The 17,049-nt window shown below is 40.6% G+C and carries 11 protein-coding genes; 7 read left to right on the top strand and 4 right to left on the bottom strand.

Annotated features, from left to right (window positions below; translation table 11 throughout):
- Positions 1 to 3: 3 nt before the first annotated feature.
- Complete coding sequence (locus OCU78_RS15830; RefSeq protein WP_137372285.1) at positions 4 to 1,896, bottom strand: methyl-accepting chemotaxis protein; 1,893 nt, start codon at positions 1,894 to 1,896, stop codon at positions 4 to 6.
- A 515-nt stretch (positions 1,897 to 2,411) separates the two neighbouring features.
- On the opposite strand from OCU78_RS15830, the gene OCU78_RS15825 reads away from it, so the two are divergent.
- Positions 2,412 to 4,286 (top strand): PLP-dependent aminotransferase family protein, encoded by a 1,875-nt coding sequence (locus OCU78_RS15825; protein WP_137372187.1) that lies wholly within the window; start codon positions 2,412 to 2,414, stop codon positions 4,284 to 4,286.
- Between the two features lie 91 nt (positions 4,287 to 4,377).
- Here the strand turns inward: OCU78_RS15825 and OCU78_RS15820 are convergent, their stop codons facing one another.
- Positions 4,378 to 4,746 carry an NADH:ubiquinone oxidoreductase gene (locus OCU78_RS15820; protein ID WP_137372186.1) on the bottom strand — a complete coding sequence of 123 codons (369 nt, stop codon included), beginning with the start codon at positions 4,744 to 4,746 and terminating at the stop codon, positions 4,378 to 4,380.
- A gap of 595 nt (positions 4,747 to 5,341) precedes the next feature.
- Here OCU78_RS15820 and OCU78_RS15815 point away from each other — a divergent pair.
- A complete protein-coding gene (locus tag OCU78_RS15815; protein ID WP_137372185.1) occupies positions 5,342 to 6,580 on the top strand; it encodes an L-lactate MFS transporter in 1,239 nt (412 codons plus the stop codon).
- Between the two features lie 225 nt (positions 6,581 to 6,805).
- On the opposite strand, the gene OCU78_RS15810 is transcribed toward OCU78_RS15815, so the two are convergent.
- Together OCU78_RS15810 and helD are read right to left on the bottom strand one after the other, a co-directional pair.
- On the bottom strand, positions 6,806 to 7,162 hold the full coding sequence (locus tag OCU78_RS15810) for a VOC family protein (protein WP_137372184.1): 357 nt from the start codon (positions 7,160 to 7,162) through the stop codon (positions 6,806 to 6,808).
- Between the two features lie 43 nt (positions 7,163 to 7,205).
- Positions 7,206 to 9,296 (bottom strand): DNA helicase IV, encoded by a 2,091-nt coding sequence (gene helD, locus OCU78_RS15805; protein ID WP_137372284.1) that lies wholly within the window; start codon positions 9,294 to 9,296, stop codon positions 7,206 to 7,208.
- A 207-nt stretch (positions 9,297 to 9,503) separates the two neighbouring features.
- Between helD and yccS the strand changes: the two genes are divergently transcribed.
- The 5 genes from yccS (at position 9,504) to OCU78_RS15780 (ending at position 17,000) form a co-directional block, all read left to right on the top strand.
- The gene (gene yccS / locus OCU78_RS15800; RefSeq protein WP_137372283.1) at positions 9,504 to 11,642 is read left to right on the top strand and encodes a YccS family putative transporter; all 2,139 of its coding nucleotides are present in this window, start codon (positions 9,504 to 9,506) and stop codon (positions 11,640 to 11,642) included.
- 255 nt (positions 11,643 to 11,897) lie between these two features.
- Complete coding sequence (locus OCU78_RS15795) at positions 11,898 to 12,062, top strand: hypothetical protein (RefSeq protein ID WP_167493978.1); 165 nt, start codon at positions 11,898 to 11,900, stop codon at positions 12,060 to 12,062.
- A gap of 249 nt (positions 12,063 to 12,311) precedes the next feature.
- Complete coding sequence (locus tag OCU78_RS15790; RefSeq protein ID WP_137372183.1) at positions 12,312 to 12,632, top strand: hypothetical protein; 321 nt, start codon at positions 12,312 to 12,314, stop codon at positions 12,630 to 12,632.
- 224 nt (positions 12,633 to 12,856) lie between these two features.
- Positions 12,857 to 14,116, top strand: coding sequence for a hydroxymethylglutaryl-CoA reductase (locus OCU78_RS15785; RefSeq protein ID WP_137372182.1), 1,260 nt, complete (start codon positions 12,857 to 12,859; stop codon positions 14,114 to 14,116).
- A gap of 394 nt (positions 14,117 to 14,510) precedes the next feature.
- Positions 14,511 to 17,000, top strand: coding sequence for a bifunctional diguanylate cyclase/phosphodiesterase (locus OCU78_RS15780; protein WP_137372181.1), 2,490 nt, complete (start codon positions 14,511 to 14,513; stop codon positions 16,998 to 17,000).
- Positions 17,001 to 17,049 lie beyond the last annotated feature (49 nt).

Below are 17,049 nucleotides of genomic sequence, written 5' to 3'. Positions count from 1 at the left end.
AATCTAACTGAGTTTAAAATTTGCCACTTGTCTTTTTAGATCTTCATTTGAATCCTTAAGCACTTCCCCTGCTTCAACCGTTTGTTGACCGCTATTGACCAGTGAGTCGACAATATCGCGAATAGAAAGCATATTACGGCTAAGCTCTTCTGCTACAGTACTTTGCTCTTCAGTTGCAGCCGCAATTTGAGTGCTCACATCATCAATCTCCGTCACCGAACCGCTCATTATTGTTAAGCTATCAGAAACTTCAGATGTTTTATCCGCCGTTTCTTGGCACTTTCTTTTCGTCGCTTCCATCGCCCTCACAACACCTTCCGTGCCTCCAAGTAACTGGCTCAACATATCAGAAATTTCCGTCGTGCTATTTTGTGTACGAGCGGCAAGTGCCCTCACTTCATCAGCAACAACTGCAAAACCTCGTCCTTGCTCACCAGCACGCGCCGCTTCTATTGCGGCATTTAAAGCGAGCAAGTTTGTTTGTTCGGAAATTTCACCAATCACATTCAGTACACTGCTGATCTTATTTGCGTCTGTATTCATCCGTATGATACTTTTTGACATATCGTCTACTTCAGAAACCAGCGCACTCACAGTGCTCACGGCATTGTTTACCATGCTCAGGGAAGAGTCTGCTTCTTTGTTTGCTTCAGCAGTAATTCGATTAGACTGGTGAACGTTTTCAGCAACAGTTCTCGCGCTTTCACTCATTTGCGTAATAGCCGTAACGACTTGTTCTGTTTCTGCTGAATGCGTGACCAGTTTAGATTCGTTATCTCTCGCCGTAGTACCCAATTGATGGATACTGACCGAAATATTTTCACTCGCATGAGAAATATGCAGCATCATATCCTGAAGGTTTTCAAGGAATTGGTTGAAGCCCAAGCTGATTTTAGCTAAATCGTCATCCCCATCAACAGTTAAACGCTGCGTAAGATCACCATTACCTTGTGATAAGTCCAAAACTGCCGATTTAAGTTTTAGAACAGGTCTGTACGCATAATGAACAATAAGAGAGATTGAACCTAAGCTGATTAAGAGTAAAACCACTCCCGTTATTAGCGAGCTATTCATAGCATCGAAAACACCTGACAATGCCGTATCTTGATCAACAAACACCATCAATGTCCAATACATACTGTCTGTTAAGTTTACACGTTCAAAATACCCATCGAATTGAATACCTAAATACGGGAAAACAAGGTGCCCACTTTGCTGGCTAGAAAACATCCGCTCCATTTCATTAAAATTCGGACTGATTTGAGAAGGTGTCCGCCCCAAATCACTCGGGTCATCACTAGCAAAGAATACTGCATTCTTATCCGTTAACGTGGCAGCACCACCAGCAAAACGCATATTACTCACGGTTGAAATAACCTCACCGAGCTGAATATCACCAAGTAACACACCCACTAATGTACCGTTTCTCCTTACCGGCATTGTAACGCTGACCACTTGCTCTTGAGTCACTTGATCTAAATAGATCTCCGTTAATACAGCACCTGAAGCACTCTTAGCATTTTGGTACCATTCTCGATCTCTAAAGTCGAACTTATCCCCGCTTAGTGACATGTAAGAGCGACCATCTTCATAGGTCATAATGACATTAGACAGTGAAGCGCTAGTGGCAAGAACATCGACCAATTTCTTATTTTCAGAATTAGACAACTCATTCGTAAAACTCGATGCCCCTTGAGCTATAGCATTGATTTTAAATGTCATCATCTGCTCTAGCTCTGTGACATGGAAACTCAGCTTGTCTTCAGTTTTAGACTCAAGAGAGTCAATCATATTATCTTTCATCGATAACATATTTAGAGAACCAAGTACGATCAATGAAACCGCAACAAGTGCCCCAACACCTAGGTAGATCCTTGATTTAAAGCCTAAATTCATCATATAGCCTCACTAATAGCGAGTTGAATTTTAAGTCTAGAGTGAGTTCAGCTTTATTTTTATTCTCGAATATCTTTGCTCACGAATTTTAAACGCAGATAAACGGTTTAAACCAATTACTCACCCAGCCAACTGTCGATTTCAATCACAAAGCGAATGCATCACACAGCGATTTATCACGTGAAAACTATATTTTGCGTGAAAGCTATTTGATTACGTGACGGCAATTTATTACGCGACAAACATATGCAATTGAATCCTTATAATAGTTAGTTGAGATACATGTAATTAGCAATGTCATTTTATAAAAAGAGAGCAATCACCTTCCTTAGTAATCAACAACTCAGTAAAAACGCCAATTTTTGCGATACACACAGTACTTTGGAAGCAAAGTCACATAGTGATTTTTTACCAAACTATAGTCACTTCATGAGGACATACCGCATTGGCTAGGTTGCAAAGTCGTTATTGCACCTTGTTCCGAATACTAATAATGCTAATTTTTGGAGCTAAATATGACAAAAAAAGAAATTAAATATGGCCCTAAAAGAGTGCCTTGGATAGAGCAATTACCCAAGTTTGCACAGGGTTCAGTTTCTCCCCCAAGTGCAGACCCTATCAAGGTATATCAAGATAGAAACTACGACTTTTACCACACCGAACATGCGATTAATGGTTTTGATATTGAGTTACCAGCAACAGGGCAAACGGCTCAAGAACAAGACAATGCTTTTCAACAAATCCAAGCTTTCGTCGATACACAAAAGAGTCACTTCTTAGGTTATCAAACCGAAGAAAACATTGAGTACCAAGCTCGGCTTGCCCCCTTTCTGAATGTTAGCTTGAATAATGTTGGAGACCCATTTGTAAATGGTAACTACACTATTAACTCAAAATGTGTTGAAAGGTCTGTTCTCGATTATTACGCTTCATTATGGAATGCTAAATGGCCATCTCAAGGCCCATATTTAGATGAAGATGGGAATTTTAAACAAGGCGACCCCGAAAGCTATTGGGGCTATGTCTTAACAATGGGAAGTACAGAAGGTAACCTTTACGCAATGCTCAACGCACGAGATTACCTCAGTGGCGTCATGTTACTTGAAGAAGAAATACGCGGTGAAGATGAATCTGGGAAAACCGTTTCAAATTGCCAGATTTACGCGCATTACCCTAGCCCTCCAGACAACAACCCAAATGCTTATACGCCCGTTGCTTTTTTTTCAGAAGACACGCATTACTCGATAGTGAAAGCGATGGCGGTAGAGAAAATTGACACATTTGGCGAGCTTGGAAATAGGCTCTATCCCAAAGAAAACCCGATTAGACCCAACGCACCATGGCCGACTGAAATCCCTTCTGAAAGCCCAACAGAAAAACTTCCAGCTGGCTCTGGAGCCATCGATGTCGATAAATTAATTCAATATGTCGAGTTTTTTGCGCAGAAGGGCTACCCAATTCTAGTTGTACTCAATTGTGGAACCACTTTTAAAGGTGCATACGACAATATAACGCAAGTCACTGAGCAACTAAAAACCGTTTTAGAATCTTATAACATGCTTGAACGCACCGTCCCAATTGACAAAAATGATGTCAGTAAAGGCTTCGAAAAAAGAACTGGATATTGGATTCATGTTGATGGGGCTCTTGGAGCTAGTTATGTGCCATTCATGAAAATGGCGAAAAAGTCAGGTCAATTTAATGATGTCTTCGAGAAGAATTCTGGTTATAGCGGACCAGATTTTGATTTTAGTAACCCTATGGTGCATTCGATAGTGACCAGTGGTCATAAATGGCCCGGCGCTCCTTGGCCTACGGGTGTGTATATGACTAAACAAAAGTTTATGGTTTCCCCTCCAGATAACCCTGAATACATAGGGTCACCTGATACAACCTTTGCTGGTTCACGTAATGGTTTGTCGCCCCTTGTACTGTGGGAATATTTTGCGCGAAACGACTACCAAAAACAGGTTGAAATGATAATGCAAGCTCAGAAAGTGGCAGAATATGCCTTTCAAAAGCTATCTGAAGTTGCTGTATTCTGGCAAAGCCAACCTGATGTGACACTACCAAATGGTCTTTGGTTGCAGAGAACGCCTCTTTCTCTGTCTCTAATCTTCTGCCAACCCAATGAGGACATTATATTTCGGTATTCTTTAGCAAAAGAAAGCGCAAAAACAGGCGACCAAGTGCGCCACTATGTTCACTTATTTACGATGTGGGATGTCACTCAGTCTCTCATTGACGATTTGTGCTGTGACCTAAAACAAAAAGATGCTTTTGACTCCAGTCTATTTCAGAAACTATCCAATATACGGACATATCGTAAAACCGAAAACAACGCGCTAAAACAGATACGGTTACCACTAAAAGGACGATCTTTTCGTTAAAGAGTACATGCCTTAATGTCATCTTATTTTCTGATGCAATAAAATCAAAAAAGCCCTCCGAAGAGAGCTTTTTTTTAATTCATTTATTACGTTAAGCCGTGGCTTTACTTTTGAATAAGTTTTTCTTTATTCCGGTGATCTTTTCTCTATATGCAAACCACATATAGGTTGCGACAATAGAAAAGAATAAATATGAGAGAGAGAAAACAAACGGTGATGAGATAGCGTCGTTTGAAATACCCCAAGAAACACCAGCCACTGTAACTGCAATTTTAGCAAAGAAACCACACAACAATAGCACCAGCGCCAATTGAGGGAAGCGCGTACTGCGGAATGCCAACCAATAACAACTGCCTACCGCTAGCGAAGCTACATAAAAACCAAATAGAAACGAATGAATGTGATCAGCGGCTGCTACACCACCAGAAATGGACATCAAAAGAATTAAAAACAATTTCATAATTTTCGCCTCGTAATCAACTAGAAATGCATCCTTTCAAATTTGCAATCTCATATTGCACGCCATTTTCCTTATTTTTGAATACAAAACAAGCCCAACAAACGTACAAAATGTGTACAAAGATTACGAAGAAAAACGAACTTAACATTAAGTTAACAAGTTGAATTTTCAAAGGTACTGATACGACAGGCACCTAGAGGTTCACACTCTATCCAGATTCACTTTGTTACAAAAATTTAACTATGGAAATAATTTTAAAAAAATTTCCACACTGTGATCTCCATATTTTCAGTGAGGTTTATGCCCATGATATTGGCATCCGTGCCATAGGAAACCTGAGGATTTGCTGAAAACATACACAGGAAACCCCTTGGAAAAACATAAAAAAAACCTAACACAAACATTAATTTAACATTTCAAATTTTATTTAGATTAAATGGGAAAAAGAGATTCCAATCACATTTATATTGGTTATAATCCGCGCTCTTTTGCGCTATCCGTTGAAAAACGCAAACTAATTTTGAGTAAACCACCACAATAACCCGTCTTTACTTGAATGAATGAACATTCAGAAAAGACAAAACTGAGAATAAAAATGAGCAAGATTGATAAAGCAATGCGTATCCTGCTAGCAGGTTTCTGTATCAACCTTTGTCTTGGCATCCTGTATGCTTGGAGTGTATTTAACAAAGCGTTAGTAACCGATTTCGGCTGGAGTGCTGCTGAGGCTTCTTCTCCTTATGCTATCGCAACTATCACATTCTCTGTTTGTCTTCTTGTTGCAGGCATCCTACAAGATCGCATGGGACCACGTAAGATCCTTATCTTAGGTACTGTATTAACAGGTCTAGGTATGATCGCATCTGGTTTCGCAACTTCGCCCCTAATGCTAAACATTACGTTTGGTATGATCACGGGTGCAGGTATTGGCTTCGGTTATGCATGTCTATCTCCATCAGCAATGAAATGGTTCCACCCTTCTAAGAAAGGCATGGTAAACGGTCTTATCGCTGCTGGTTTCGGTCTAGCCGCTATCTACTTGGCTCCGTTAACATCTATGCTAATCACTGAAATGGGTATTAACACTGCATTTATGATTCTAGGTGTTGGTGTTCTAGCTATTGCCGTACCTCTTGCATGTACGATAAACAACCCACCTTCTGAGTACGTTCCAGCTGAACCAAAAGTAAAGGCAGGTCAAGCGCCAGTTACAGTTAAAAAGTCAACGGACATTAACTGGAAAGCCATGCTTAAAACGCCTCAGTTTTATTCTCTATGGGTTATGTACGCATTTGCTGCTTCTGTTGGTCTAATGGTTATTGGTAACATCACGAACATCGCAAGTGTTCAAGCAAACCTACCAAACGCAGTTTACTTAGCGTCTATCTTGGCTATCTTCAACTCTGGTGGTCGTGTTGCTGCTGGTATCCTTTCAGATAAGATTGGTGGTGTACGTACTCTGCTTCTTGCATTCATCCTGCAAGGCGCGAACATGGTGCTATTCGCAACATTCAACACAGAAATCACTTTAATCATCGGTACTGCAATTGCAGCAGTTGGTTACGGAACACTTCTAGCAGTATTCCCATCACTAACTGCTGAGTTCTACGGGCTTAAAAACTACGGTACTAACTACGGCGTTCTATACACATCATGGGGTATTGGTGGTGCAATCGGTGCAGCTATTGTTGGTTTCTCTATGACAAATGGCGGTGGTTACGGATTAGCGTACACAGTTTCAGCAGTAATGATGGGCGTATGTATTGTTCTTGCATTGGTGACTAAACCAATCAGCGAAGCGAAAGCTGCAGAACTTAAAGCTGCTCACGCATAAGCTATATTCGACTTTAGCTTTAAACTAATTAAGCTATAAGCTGCTATTTATGTACTAGTGAGTTGTTGTTTGATAACCAGCTCTTATTTATAACGAATCACTAGACATAACTCATAAAAAAAGAGCCGACCTCAATGGTCGGCTCTTTTTTTATATTTGAGCTTTTAAAAGTAAATAAAGTTAAGGTTTGAAGCTAAAAATCGAACTGAATGCTTTCAGTCAGCGCTATTTATCACTCCACACTGCCATTTCATTACCGCTTGGCTCTTTGAAATGAAAGCGTCGACCACCAGGAAATGGAAAGATTTCTCTATTGATGATACCACCAGCTTTTAGAACCGCTTGCTCCGTAGATTCAAGATTTGCACTATAGAAGACCATTAATGCCCCACCCAAACCTTGGACACACTCTAAGTCAGCTTTATAAAAACCTCCCATCAAACCTTTTGCAGTGAAAGCCGAATACTCGTCGCCATAATCTTCAAACTTCCAATCAAAAACCGTTTCAAAGAATGTTTTCGATTGGGTGATATTTCTAGCTGCAAACTCTATGTAATTGATCGAACCATGTTCAAATTCCATTTATCTTCCTCTCAGACTCGCGATATTTACATTTATTAAAGCTCTACTTTTTACGAATGATCGGATAATCTTCGCCATGTAGTTCTTGTACAAAGCCAGAACCATCACCATTGTGTGCAATCCAAACCTTTTCTTTTGCACGAGTCATCGCAACATAGAACAGCCTTCTTTCTTCTGCGTATGGGAAAGTATCAGATGACTCCGTTAACGCACCGTCTATATGAAGTTGTTTTTTCTTAGTCGGGAATTGCCCCTCATCGACTGCCAATATAATCACAAAGTCTGCTTCTTTACCTTTACTGCCATGGCAAGTCATAAACGTAAGGTTAAGCCCTGTATAGATTTTCTTCCAATCCTCTAATAACTCAGGTTTATGGTAGTGATTACGTCCTAGTAACAGTACCGATTTTTGAACTTTGTTTTTTGCTTGTGTATGTAGATTATCGAGCGTCTTTTCAACATCTTTACTCGGAATGGTATAAACAGACTTCTGCTTTTGTTGCTTAAAACTATTGAGGGTTTTAGAGAGTTGAGCTGGGTTTTGCTGAACGAACCGATTAGCCACTTCACCTAATTGGTTATTAAATCGGTAAGTAGTATCTAGGTGATGAACAGTAGAACTTTCAAAACGGTCTTTAAAACCTGTCGTTAAATCAACATCAGCGCCTGCAAACTGATAAATAGACTGCCAGTCGTCGCCCACTGCAAAAATAGACGCCTGATGAGATTCTTTTGTTTGCGCACATTGCGTTTGTTTATATAACGCCTCCACAAGCTCAAGTCGATCCGGTGAAATATCTTGATATTCGTCGATCATAATAAACTTCCAAGTCGGGACAAAGCGTCCTTTCGCCACATACTGAGTCGCTCGACTGATCATTGTCGGGAAATCTATATGATTTTGCTCTTTAAGCATTTTTTGCCAAGCTGTGACACATGGCCAGCAAAGATTTAACTCGCTATTTAGTCGAGTGTAGTCTGCATGGTCAATCAACTCTTGTTGTATCTGTTTTTTCGTCAAACCCGAGGCATTCAACTGATCGAGTTGATTTTCTAACCAATTGATCAGTTTAGGGTTAGAAGCATGGCTACCGAGTTCATCATCACCAGTTAGGTAGGCGATTGGCCACTTAGATAAATGTTTTTGCCAACGCTTAAAGTTTGTTGGCGTCATCCAGTGCTTTTTAAGCCAATCAATACACCAAGCTTGGCGCTGGTTATTATCTAAAGCTAGTGGAGAAATGACCACAGATTCATTTTCTACGTGGTTCAGTATTTTCAACCCAAGCTGATGAAACGTGTTCACTTGAACTTGTTCTGCTGACATGCCTATTTTGCTGTCTAGCCTTTGCTTCATCTCTTGAGCGGCTTCTCGACCAAATGCCAGAAGTAGCATTTCCTCAGCTTGAGCTTGGTGGCTCTGTAACAAGTAAGCCACTCGCGCAGTCAGCACACTGGTTTTCCCCGAACCAGCTCCTGCCAAAATTAGATTATGATCATCGTTCATCAGAACTGCATATTGCTGTGATAAATTCAAAGGAGAAGATTCACATTGTGCGAACAAGACTTCCCAATTAGCTCTTTCCGTGTCTAACCACTTCTGATTACGCTCAGACTGCATATTCTCAGTGTCAGTGAGCCAAGGTAATAGACGGGAAACGCGCTTCGGCATACGCTGAGCGGCTTCCTCTAATGTCATCGTCATGGTATCTAACTGAGTGGTGACTAAATCGACCCATTTATTTACTTTAGAATGAGATAAAAAAGCGGGTAGCTGCTCTAAATGTGTCAGTGCCGCTTCCCACTCTGGTAGATTTGTGATCAATTGCTCACACTGCGTATCATGCCAATGCTGATAAGCTGAGATTGCAGTTCGGGCGAATTTACGGCACATATCCCAAGGTAACCCTTGTACCAACCAGCTCTGCTGCTTTCCATCTACTTCATGAGCAAAAAACTGCAACGATCCCCAAAATAATCCACGACGTAATGCCACTTTTCCATTCCAAACGGTGAAAGGAATTCGCTCTTCACTACCAATAGATGACAATAACAGGAGCTGCCCGTTGAGTTCCACTTGATGATATTCATTTTGGATGAAAAACTGGGCAGTCTTATTCGCGCGAAGTTGTATTGAAGCGTGCTGCATTGGGAAGTGCTCTTAAAATTCTGAATGAGTGTTTTATATCATGATGTTCTTGGAAATAATAATACTCGACTGCTTATCGATGAAATCATGACCACCTGATAACAAAACTGTACATGTATCAAATCCTAACGGTTGATTTCTGCTAGGATTGTGTTTTCCCTATATCAATGAATTGCCGTGAAATTACCCGCTATGCTGCGCCTCTATTGGGCAAACAAAACCATTAATTACAGCGTTCTAATCCTCATTACTCTTTTAGGTGTGGTGATCCCTGCATGGTATTTTGAGCAAAACACACTAATTACTCCGCTAATTCTAGGTGTCATTGCAGCAGCCTTGGCAGAAAGTGACGACAGTTTCACCGGTCGCTTAAAAGCGCTGACCCTCACCTTCATATGTTTCGCGATCGCCGCTTTTTCTATTGAACTACTCTTCAATACTCCCCTATTTTTCGCATTAGGTTTATTTGTTTCTACTTTCTCATTCATCATGCTCGGGGCGATAGGTCCCAAATATGCGAGTATTGCTTTCGGATCTCTACTCGTGGCTATTTACGCAATGTTAGGCGCACATGAGAGCACCAATATATGGTTCCAACCTTTGCTGCTTCTTTCCGGTGCAGCTTGGTACTATTTCATGTCGATGGTGTGGCAAATCATCTGGCCAATGCAACCTGTACAGCAAAACTTAGCCACAGTCTTTGACCAAATTGGCACCTACATGCAATCCAAGGCAGAACTGTTTTATCCTGTCGCCAATTTAACGCCTCAACCTCATCGCATCATAGAAGCTAAACACAACGCCAGTACGGTCAATGCTCTTAATACTTGCAAAGCTACACTGCTCAACCGATCTAAACGAGGTCATGTAGACGGTCCCAGTGACCGCTTTCTTAATACCTACTTTATTGCGCAAGACATCCATGAAAGAGTCAGTTCAAGCCATTACTTATATCAAGATCTCGCTAAGCATTTTGAACGTTCGGATGTTCTATTTCGCTTCAAATATCTCCTAGAGACACAAGCTCGAGCATGTCGAGAAGTTGCCGCATCTTTAAAAGTGGGTAACGAATACCAACATGGTGATAAATCCACCCTAGCATTAGATGAGCTGCAATTTTCATTAGCTCACCTTAAAGAAAAAAATAAACCTGAATGGAAAATACTACTCAGTCAACTGGGCTATTTGTTTAATAATTTAGCGACCGTAGAAAAGCAGCTATCGAACATCAGCAACCCTGACGCAGAGAAGTTAGAAGAAGGTACTCTAGACGATACAAATCCTCACACGCTTAAAGCGATGTGGCATAAAATAAAAGCAAACTTGAATAAAGACTCCATACTCTTTAGGCATGCCATCAGAATGTCATTAGCGCTGACTTTAGGCTACGGAATCATTCAAAGCTTTGAGATTGAACGTGGCTATTGGATTCTCTTAACCACACTATTTGTTTGCCAACCAAACTATAGTGCTACACGGCAAAAGCTTACTGCTCGAGTGATTGGAACCTTAGCAGGGTTACTTATTGGAGTGCCACTGCTAACTTTCTTCCCTTCACAAGAAAGTCAGCTTGTTTTCATTGTCGTAAGTGGTGTGATGTTCTTTGCTTTCCGCATCAATAACTACGGGTTTGCAACGGGGTTCATCACCTTATTAGTTTTATTCTGTTTCAATCAACTAGGGGAAGGCTATGCGGTGGTACTGCCAAGGCTAGCTGATACCTTGATTGGCTGTGCGCTTGCAGTTTTAGCTGTAATGTTTGTATTACCTGACTGGCAATCAAAACGCTTGCACAAAGTAATGGCTGACGCATTGGATTCTAATAAAGTTTATCTCGGGCAAATCATTGGTCAGTACCGAGTGGGTAAAAAAGATAACCTGAATTATAGAATTGCTCGTCGGGGTGCCCATAACTGCGATGCTAATTTAACATCCGCTATCAGTAGTATGTTAGTCGAACCCGGGAAATACCGAATGGCTGCAGATGAAAGCTTCCGTTTTCTAACCCTAAATCATGCCCTACTCAGTTATATTTCTGCACTTGGTGCGCATAGAACTCGCATTGATGATGAATCGACTCATAAACTGGTGCTTGATGCTCACCGCGTTATTCACCTTCATTTAGACGCGCTACATAAGCAACTTCACGCACACCGAGAGGAATGCGAGGTCAGCAGCTTTTTTGACCCAGAGTTAGAGAAACGGCTCAATGAGTGGCGAGAAGATGATGAAAGTGACGTTCGTATGGTGCTTCAACAGCTGTACCTCATTTATCGAATGCTGCCCGAGTTACATTCTCTTGCGACCAAATTTGCCGTTCGAGTAAAATAGCTTCGCAATTTACATCAGCTTCACTTATGTTCTATTTCCGATGTAACTAAGTGAAGCTGCAACTCTTTTTGTATTTAACAATACCGCTAACAACTGCCCATTCAGATTGACCTACTCTTAACCTAGCCTGACAATTCTCGGACAAAAAACAACCACCTAAATTTATAGTTGTATAAAAGCAAAACAAAAAGTCTGTTCCGCAATTTTTTGCAGACTCAACTTGTTACATCCCACAAGAATTAAAACGTAAGGCTTATGATGAATACACAACAATTTGAAAACTTTAAACGACAGATACAACAGCTCACACCACAACAGCTTAGAATGCTACAAGGTGAAATTCACGGTTCGATTGAAGAGCCTAAAAAAGACTTACTCACAGATGAAGAACGCAATGTCATCGCAACCTTGTTTAACTAACCTAGAACTCCAATTTCAACAAGACTAAGCACTAAACAAAACTATAAAAATACGATACACAATGAAGCCATAGCAGTGGCTCTCCCTCCAGAAAGCCTTTTTTACCCAAGCTATCTCATGAAAAACATGGGCATAAACATAAAAATTTAGTTCTCACCAACAAATTTAAGCACTAGATATACGATCTAGCTTGCGTACATTTATTCACCAAACTAAAATTACTAAGTACATTTATTTTCTAGGGTATATATGTCGATTTCAGGTATTCAATCTGGCTACCAAATGATTCAGCAATCTTCGCAGATGGCTGAAGAAGCAGCGGTTGAAATAAACCAAGCATCTCAACGTGAAGCCCAGCTCAATAATCCACAACAAAATGACTTAGCTTTTAACCAAGTTGAAGCACCGCAACCAAACCAAGTAACCGAAGCTAAACCATCAGAGCCTATTCCTTCCCACGCAGATGCGATGATGAAACTAACCCAGAGCTCTAACTACAACAGAATTGGGGCGAGTGTCGTTGAGCGCAACAATGAAATGATCGGTAGCTTACTCGACATTCATATTTAAAATCCCTGTTCCTTATTCATTCATTTACCCTACCCATTTAGCGACCTAAACCATCAAATACTCCCCTTTAAACCGATTAGTTTTATAAATAATCGCTCTCAAGTTCGGCGATAAAAAGCTCAAAGAACAGATTAAGTTCAACAAACTGTAACTCATTATATCCAACTCTTGTTTCTGAGATTTTACTCGGTAAAATCATCGAAAATTATTGACCTTGTACCACTATGCCAAAACTCAATCTGCATCGCCGTGACTATGTCTCTATCTTAGGGGGCGATATTTCAGCAGAAGACTTAGCAAAAAAGCTTGAACCTCATTTTGAAAAACCAACAAACAAACTGACACCAAGCCCATACCTAACAGAAAAAAACCTTGAACGTCGCTGGGATAAACTCAGTAACACCCAAGCACAAGCCGAGCTTCTCGATAGCCATACTCAAAACCAATTTCAGGTTTATGAGAAAAACATTGAGCATTTTATTGGTACCGTCAAAGTTCCTGTTGGTATTGCTGGTCCACTAAGAGTAAATGGCTTATTTGCTGAAGGAGATTACCTTGTGCCACTAGCAACCACTGAAGCAGCCTTGGTTGCTTCGTACAATCGTGGTTCAAAGCTTTTAACCGCATGTGGTGGAGCAAGCGCAATGCTGCTTAATGAAGGGGTGACACGAACACCAGGTTTTGCATTTAAAGGGTTGGTAGAAGCAGGTCAATTCGTTGCTTGGGCAGTAACTCAATATCAAATATTTAAAGATATTGCAGAGTCAACCACCTCCCATGGCAAGCTTACAGACATCAATATTAATATTGAAGGTAACCACGTTTACTTAGTTTTTGAGTTTTTAACGGGAGATGCATCTGGTCAAAACATGGTGACTATTGCCACTAATGCCGTGTTTGAATTCATTATAGAAAATACTCCAGTAACTCCAGATCATGCTTTCTTAGACGGTAATCTATCTGGAGATAAAAAAGCGAATACGCAAACTTTACGCAGTGTCCGTGGCAAGAAAGTCACCGCTGAAGTGAATATTCCAGCCGAACTAGTTCAAAAGTATTTGCATACGACACCTAAAAAGATGGTTCAATTCGGTCAAATGACCACAGTAGGCGGAGCATTAAGTGGCACAATTGGTATTAATGCACACTATGCAAATGCCTTAGCTGCTCTTTATATAGCTTGTGGTCAAGATGCCGCTTGTGTTGCCGAATCAGCCATTGGAATGACTCGCATGGAGTTGAACAATGAAGGTGGTTTATACGCGAGTGTGACTTTACCTAACTTAATGCTAGGGACAGTGGGTGGCGGTACTTCTCTGCCTAGTCAAAAAGCCTGCTTAGACTTAATGGAGTTACATGGTAACGGTAAATCACAAGCCTTAGCTGAAGTTTGCGCTGCATTGTGTTTAGCTGGGGAGCTTTCCATTGTCGGAGCCTTCTGTGCGGGACACTTTTCAAGAGCTCATCATAAATTAGCACGATAAGAGTACAGTGGTTAACATGCCTATCCAGCTATAAGGATAGGCTTGATAGCTGTACTTCATAAGCTCTATCTATCTTTATATTTCTATCTTTCTATCTTTCTATCTTTCTATCTTTCTATCTTTCTATCTATCTTTCATTATTAGTCATTTACATTTCCGCTCACCCACAATCTCCAACATTCATAAATCGGCTATCACTAGCTCATGGCTTCTTCGTGGTGCACCATCCAAGACAGATAGTAAGTAAGGCAGGTAAACCCCGAAAAATAAGCACTTTAAAGGATAAGCACTTTATTCTGAGCATAAATCATACAACGACCATCTTTAGTAACAATTATCATTTGCAATTAACTTTCTTATCACTATTATAATTTCAGTTCTATAAAGTGGAGTTATGGATGTGCTTCGTTTCATTAATCAAAAGATGAACCGTATAATTTGGTCTATTGGTATTCTTACCGCTATCGCGAGCTTTCTTACCATTGGGTTTTATGAATCTCGACGGTTACACGACCAACTCGATAGACAGTTCAACAATAAGATTAAAGCATTAAATGCATCTTTCGAAGATCTCTCCGAATTAATGTACTCCACGCGTGCATTTCTCCTCCATGCCAACAACCCCAGCCAGGAACAATTTCAATATTTTCTTGATCAAAAAACGGGTATCGACTCAGCAATTCAATCCGTAATTTGGGCTCCAAGCGTCACATCTCAAAATATTGAATCCCTAGAGCAAGAAGCAGCCCAACAAGGCTTACTCGGATATGCTGTTTTAACTCGTGAAGCTAATGACCCTGCATTTATTGATTGTGTAGAAAACACTGATAACACGTTTTTTCCTGCACTTTATGTTTCCCCTAAATTTGAAGGTAGTGATTACTTAGGTAGCCCAGTTGCGGGAAATTGTGAACAACTCCAAGCCATGCATCGTGCCGCTAAAAACAATCAAATTGTTGCCGCTCCTTTCATACAAGATGGTTTCATCGGAAGCCGCTTATTTCTTCCCGTTATTTTAGAATCACAGGAGCTGGCAGGTTTTGTGGTTTCGCATATCTTTTTCTATGAATTTTTAGGAAAAGCATGGAAAGACGAAGTTAACGCTCAATCATTCAACATTAATGTTTTCCAAGCGGATGATTCTTCTTCCGTTCCTATTTTTGAATCCCACATAAATAGCCGATTTAAAAAAGTTACAGGCCTTGAGCAAGAGGTATCACGTTCCAAAGAGTTATATATTTCAGCCTTAGATACCACTTGGAAGATACAAGTCTCACAACTAGACAATAGCCATAGCACATTTCTTTATGGTGGATTTTGCGTTTTTCTCATCGCTTTACTGACTTATTCCGTAGCTTGGGGAGCTCGCTTTTATTCAAATCGTTTAGCCATTTCAAATAAGCTTGTAGAGGACAAAACTCGTTCTATTGAGCAGCAAGCCATTCGTGATGACCTCACTAATCTATATAACCGACAAGCACTAAATTTACACCTAACTCATAAAGTCGCCAGTTTAAAAACGCACCCTGAAAATGGGTTCGCGGTGTTATTCATCGACTTAGACCGTTTTAAAGTCATTAATGACTCTATGGGACATTTGGTGGGTGACAACGTCTTACAACAAGTTGCTTTGAGGCTAACGGAAAGTACACGGCTCGGCGATAAGTGTTATCGATTTGGAGGAGATGAATTTGTTGTTTGTCTGTACAACAATGTTGACCCTGAATCTCTTGGAATGATTGCAAAACGCTATAATGAATTACTTGCTCAGCCCTACAATATCCAAGGGCGTACTTGCCATGTGGGTGCAAGTATTGGTATCTCTATGGTCAATGAACCTTGTCATTCTGTCGCGCAAATTTTACGTGAAGCCGATACCGCCATGTATAAAGCTAAGCGTTCAGCTAATGACCGAATTGTTTTTTTCGACGATACGATGTTTATTCAAGCCAAGCAAAGATTCACCTTAGAGCAAGAATTGACACAAGCAGTGGCGTTACAACAACTGTTCCTCGCGTATCAACCCATCTACTGCCAAAAAACACACGCCATTACTGGTGTTGAAGCTTTACTGCGCTGGACCCATAAAGACTATGGACCCATTTCACCTGCAGATTTTATTCCAATTGCCGAGGAAACTGGGCTGATTATAAAAATTGGAGATTGGGTGGTAAAAAGAGCCTGCCGAACACTCGAACAGTTATGGCTGAACCCTTTGGTTAAACATGTTCCTCGGATTAATATCAATGTCTCGGCAAAACAGTTCGAATCCAACCATATACTGCATACGCTACAAGCTGTTCTGGAACATGCCAGTTTTCCCCCTCAACTACTGGGAGTCGAGATAACCGAATCACTGCTGCTGAGCAATTCTGAATGCACAGTAAGAGCACTGAAACAAATCAAAGAACTGGGTATTTCGATTTACCTTGATGATTTTGGATCCGGCTACTCCTCGCTTGCAGTGCTATGTGATTACCCCATTGATATACTCAAAATGGATAAAAGTTTCATCGATAATATCGACAGCCCTGATTGTAAGTCAGCCAAGCTATGTAAAGCGATCATAAACATGGCTCATACGATTTCCTTACCAGTGGTTGCTGAAGGCGTAGAAACAAAGTCTCAATTAGCGACTCTCGCTGACTATCAATGTGACTATATTCAAGGTTACTTAAAGTCTAAACCCGTGAGCGTTTGTGTCCTCACGGATTTGCTTGAAACTCACAACTTCAAGCAGAGCATTGAAACTCATAAAGTTATCAAACCAGCAGAACCTGTCGAACCGAATAATACGTTAGAGTCGAACAAAAGTATGGAATCTGATACGTTCAAAGCCAATAGCCTTGAGGTTGAGGATAATAAAGCTAAAAAAATAGCCTAAAAGGAACACCTTTAGGCTAAGTGTTATTTACAATTAAAGTCGTGAACTA

The sequence above is a fragment of the Vibrio gallaecicus genome (assembly GCF_024347495.1).
GTDB lineage: Bacteria > Pseudomonadota > Gammaproteobacteria > Enterobacterales > Vibrionaceae > Vibrio > Vibrio gallaecicus.
This window is presented reverse-complemented; position numbering and strand designations above follow the sequence as displayed.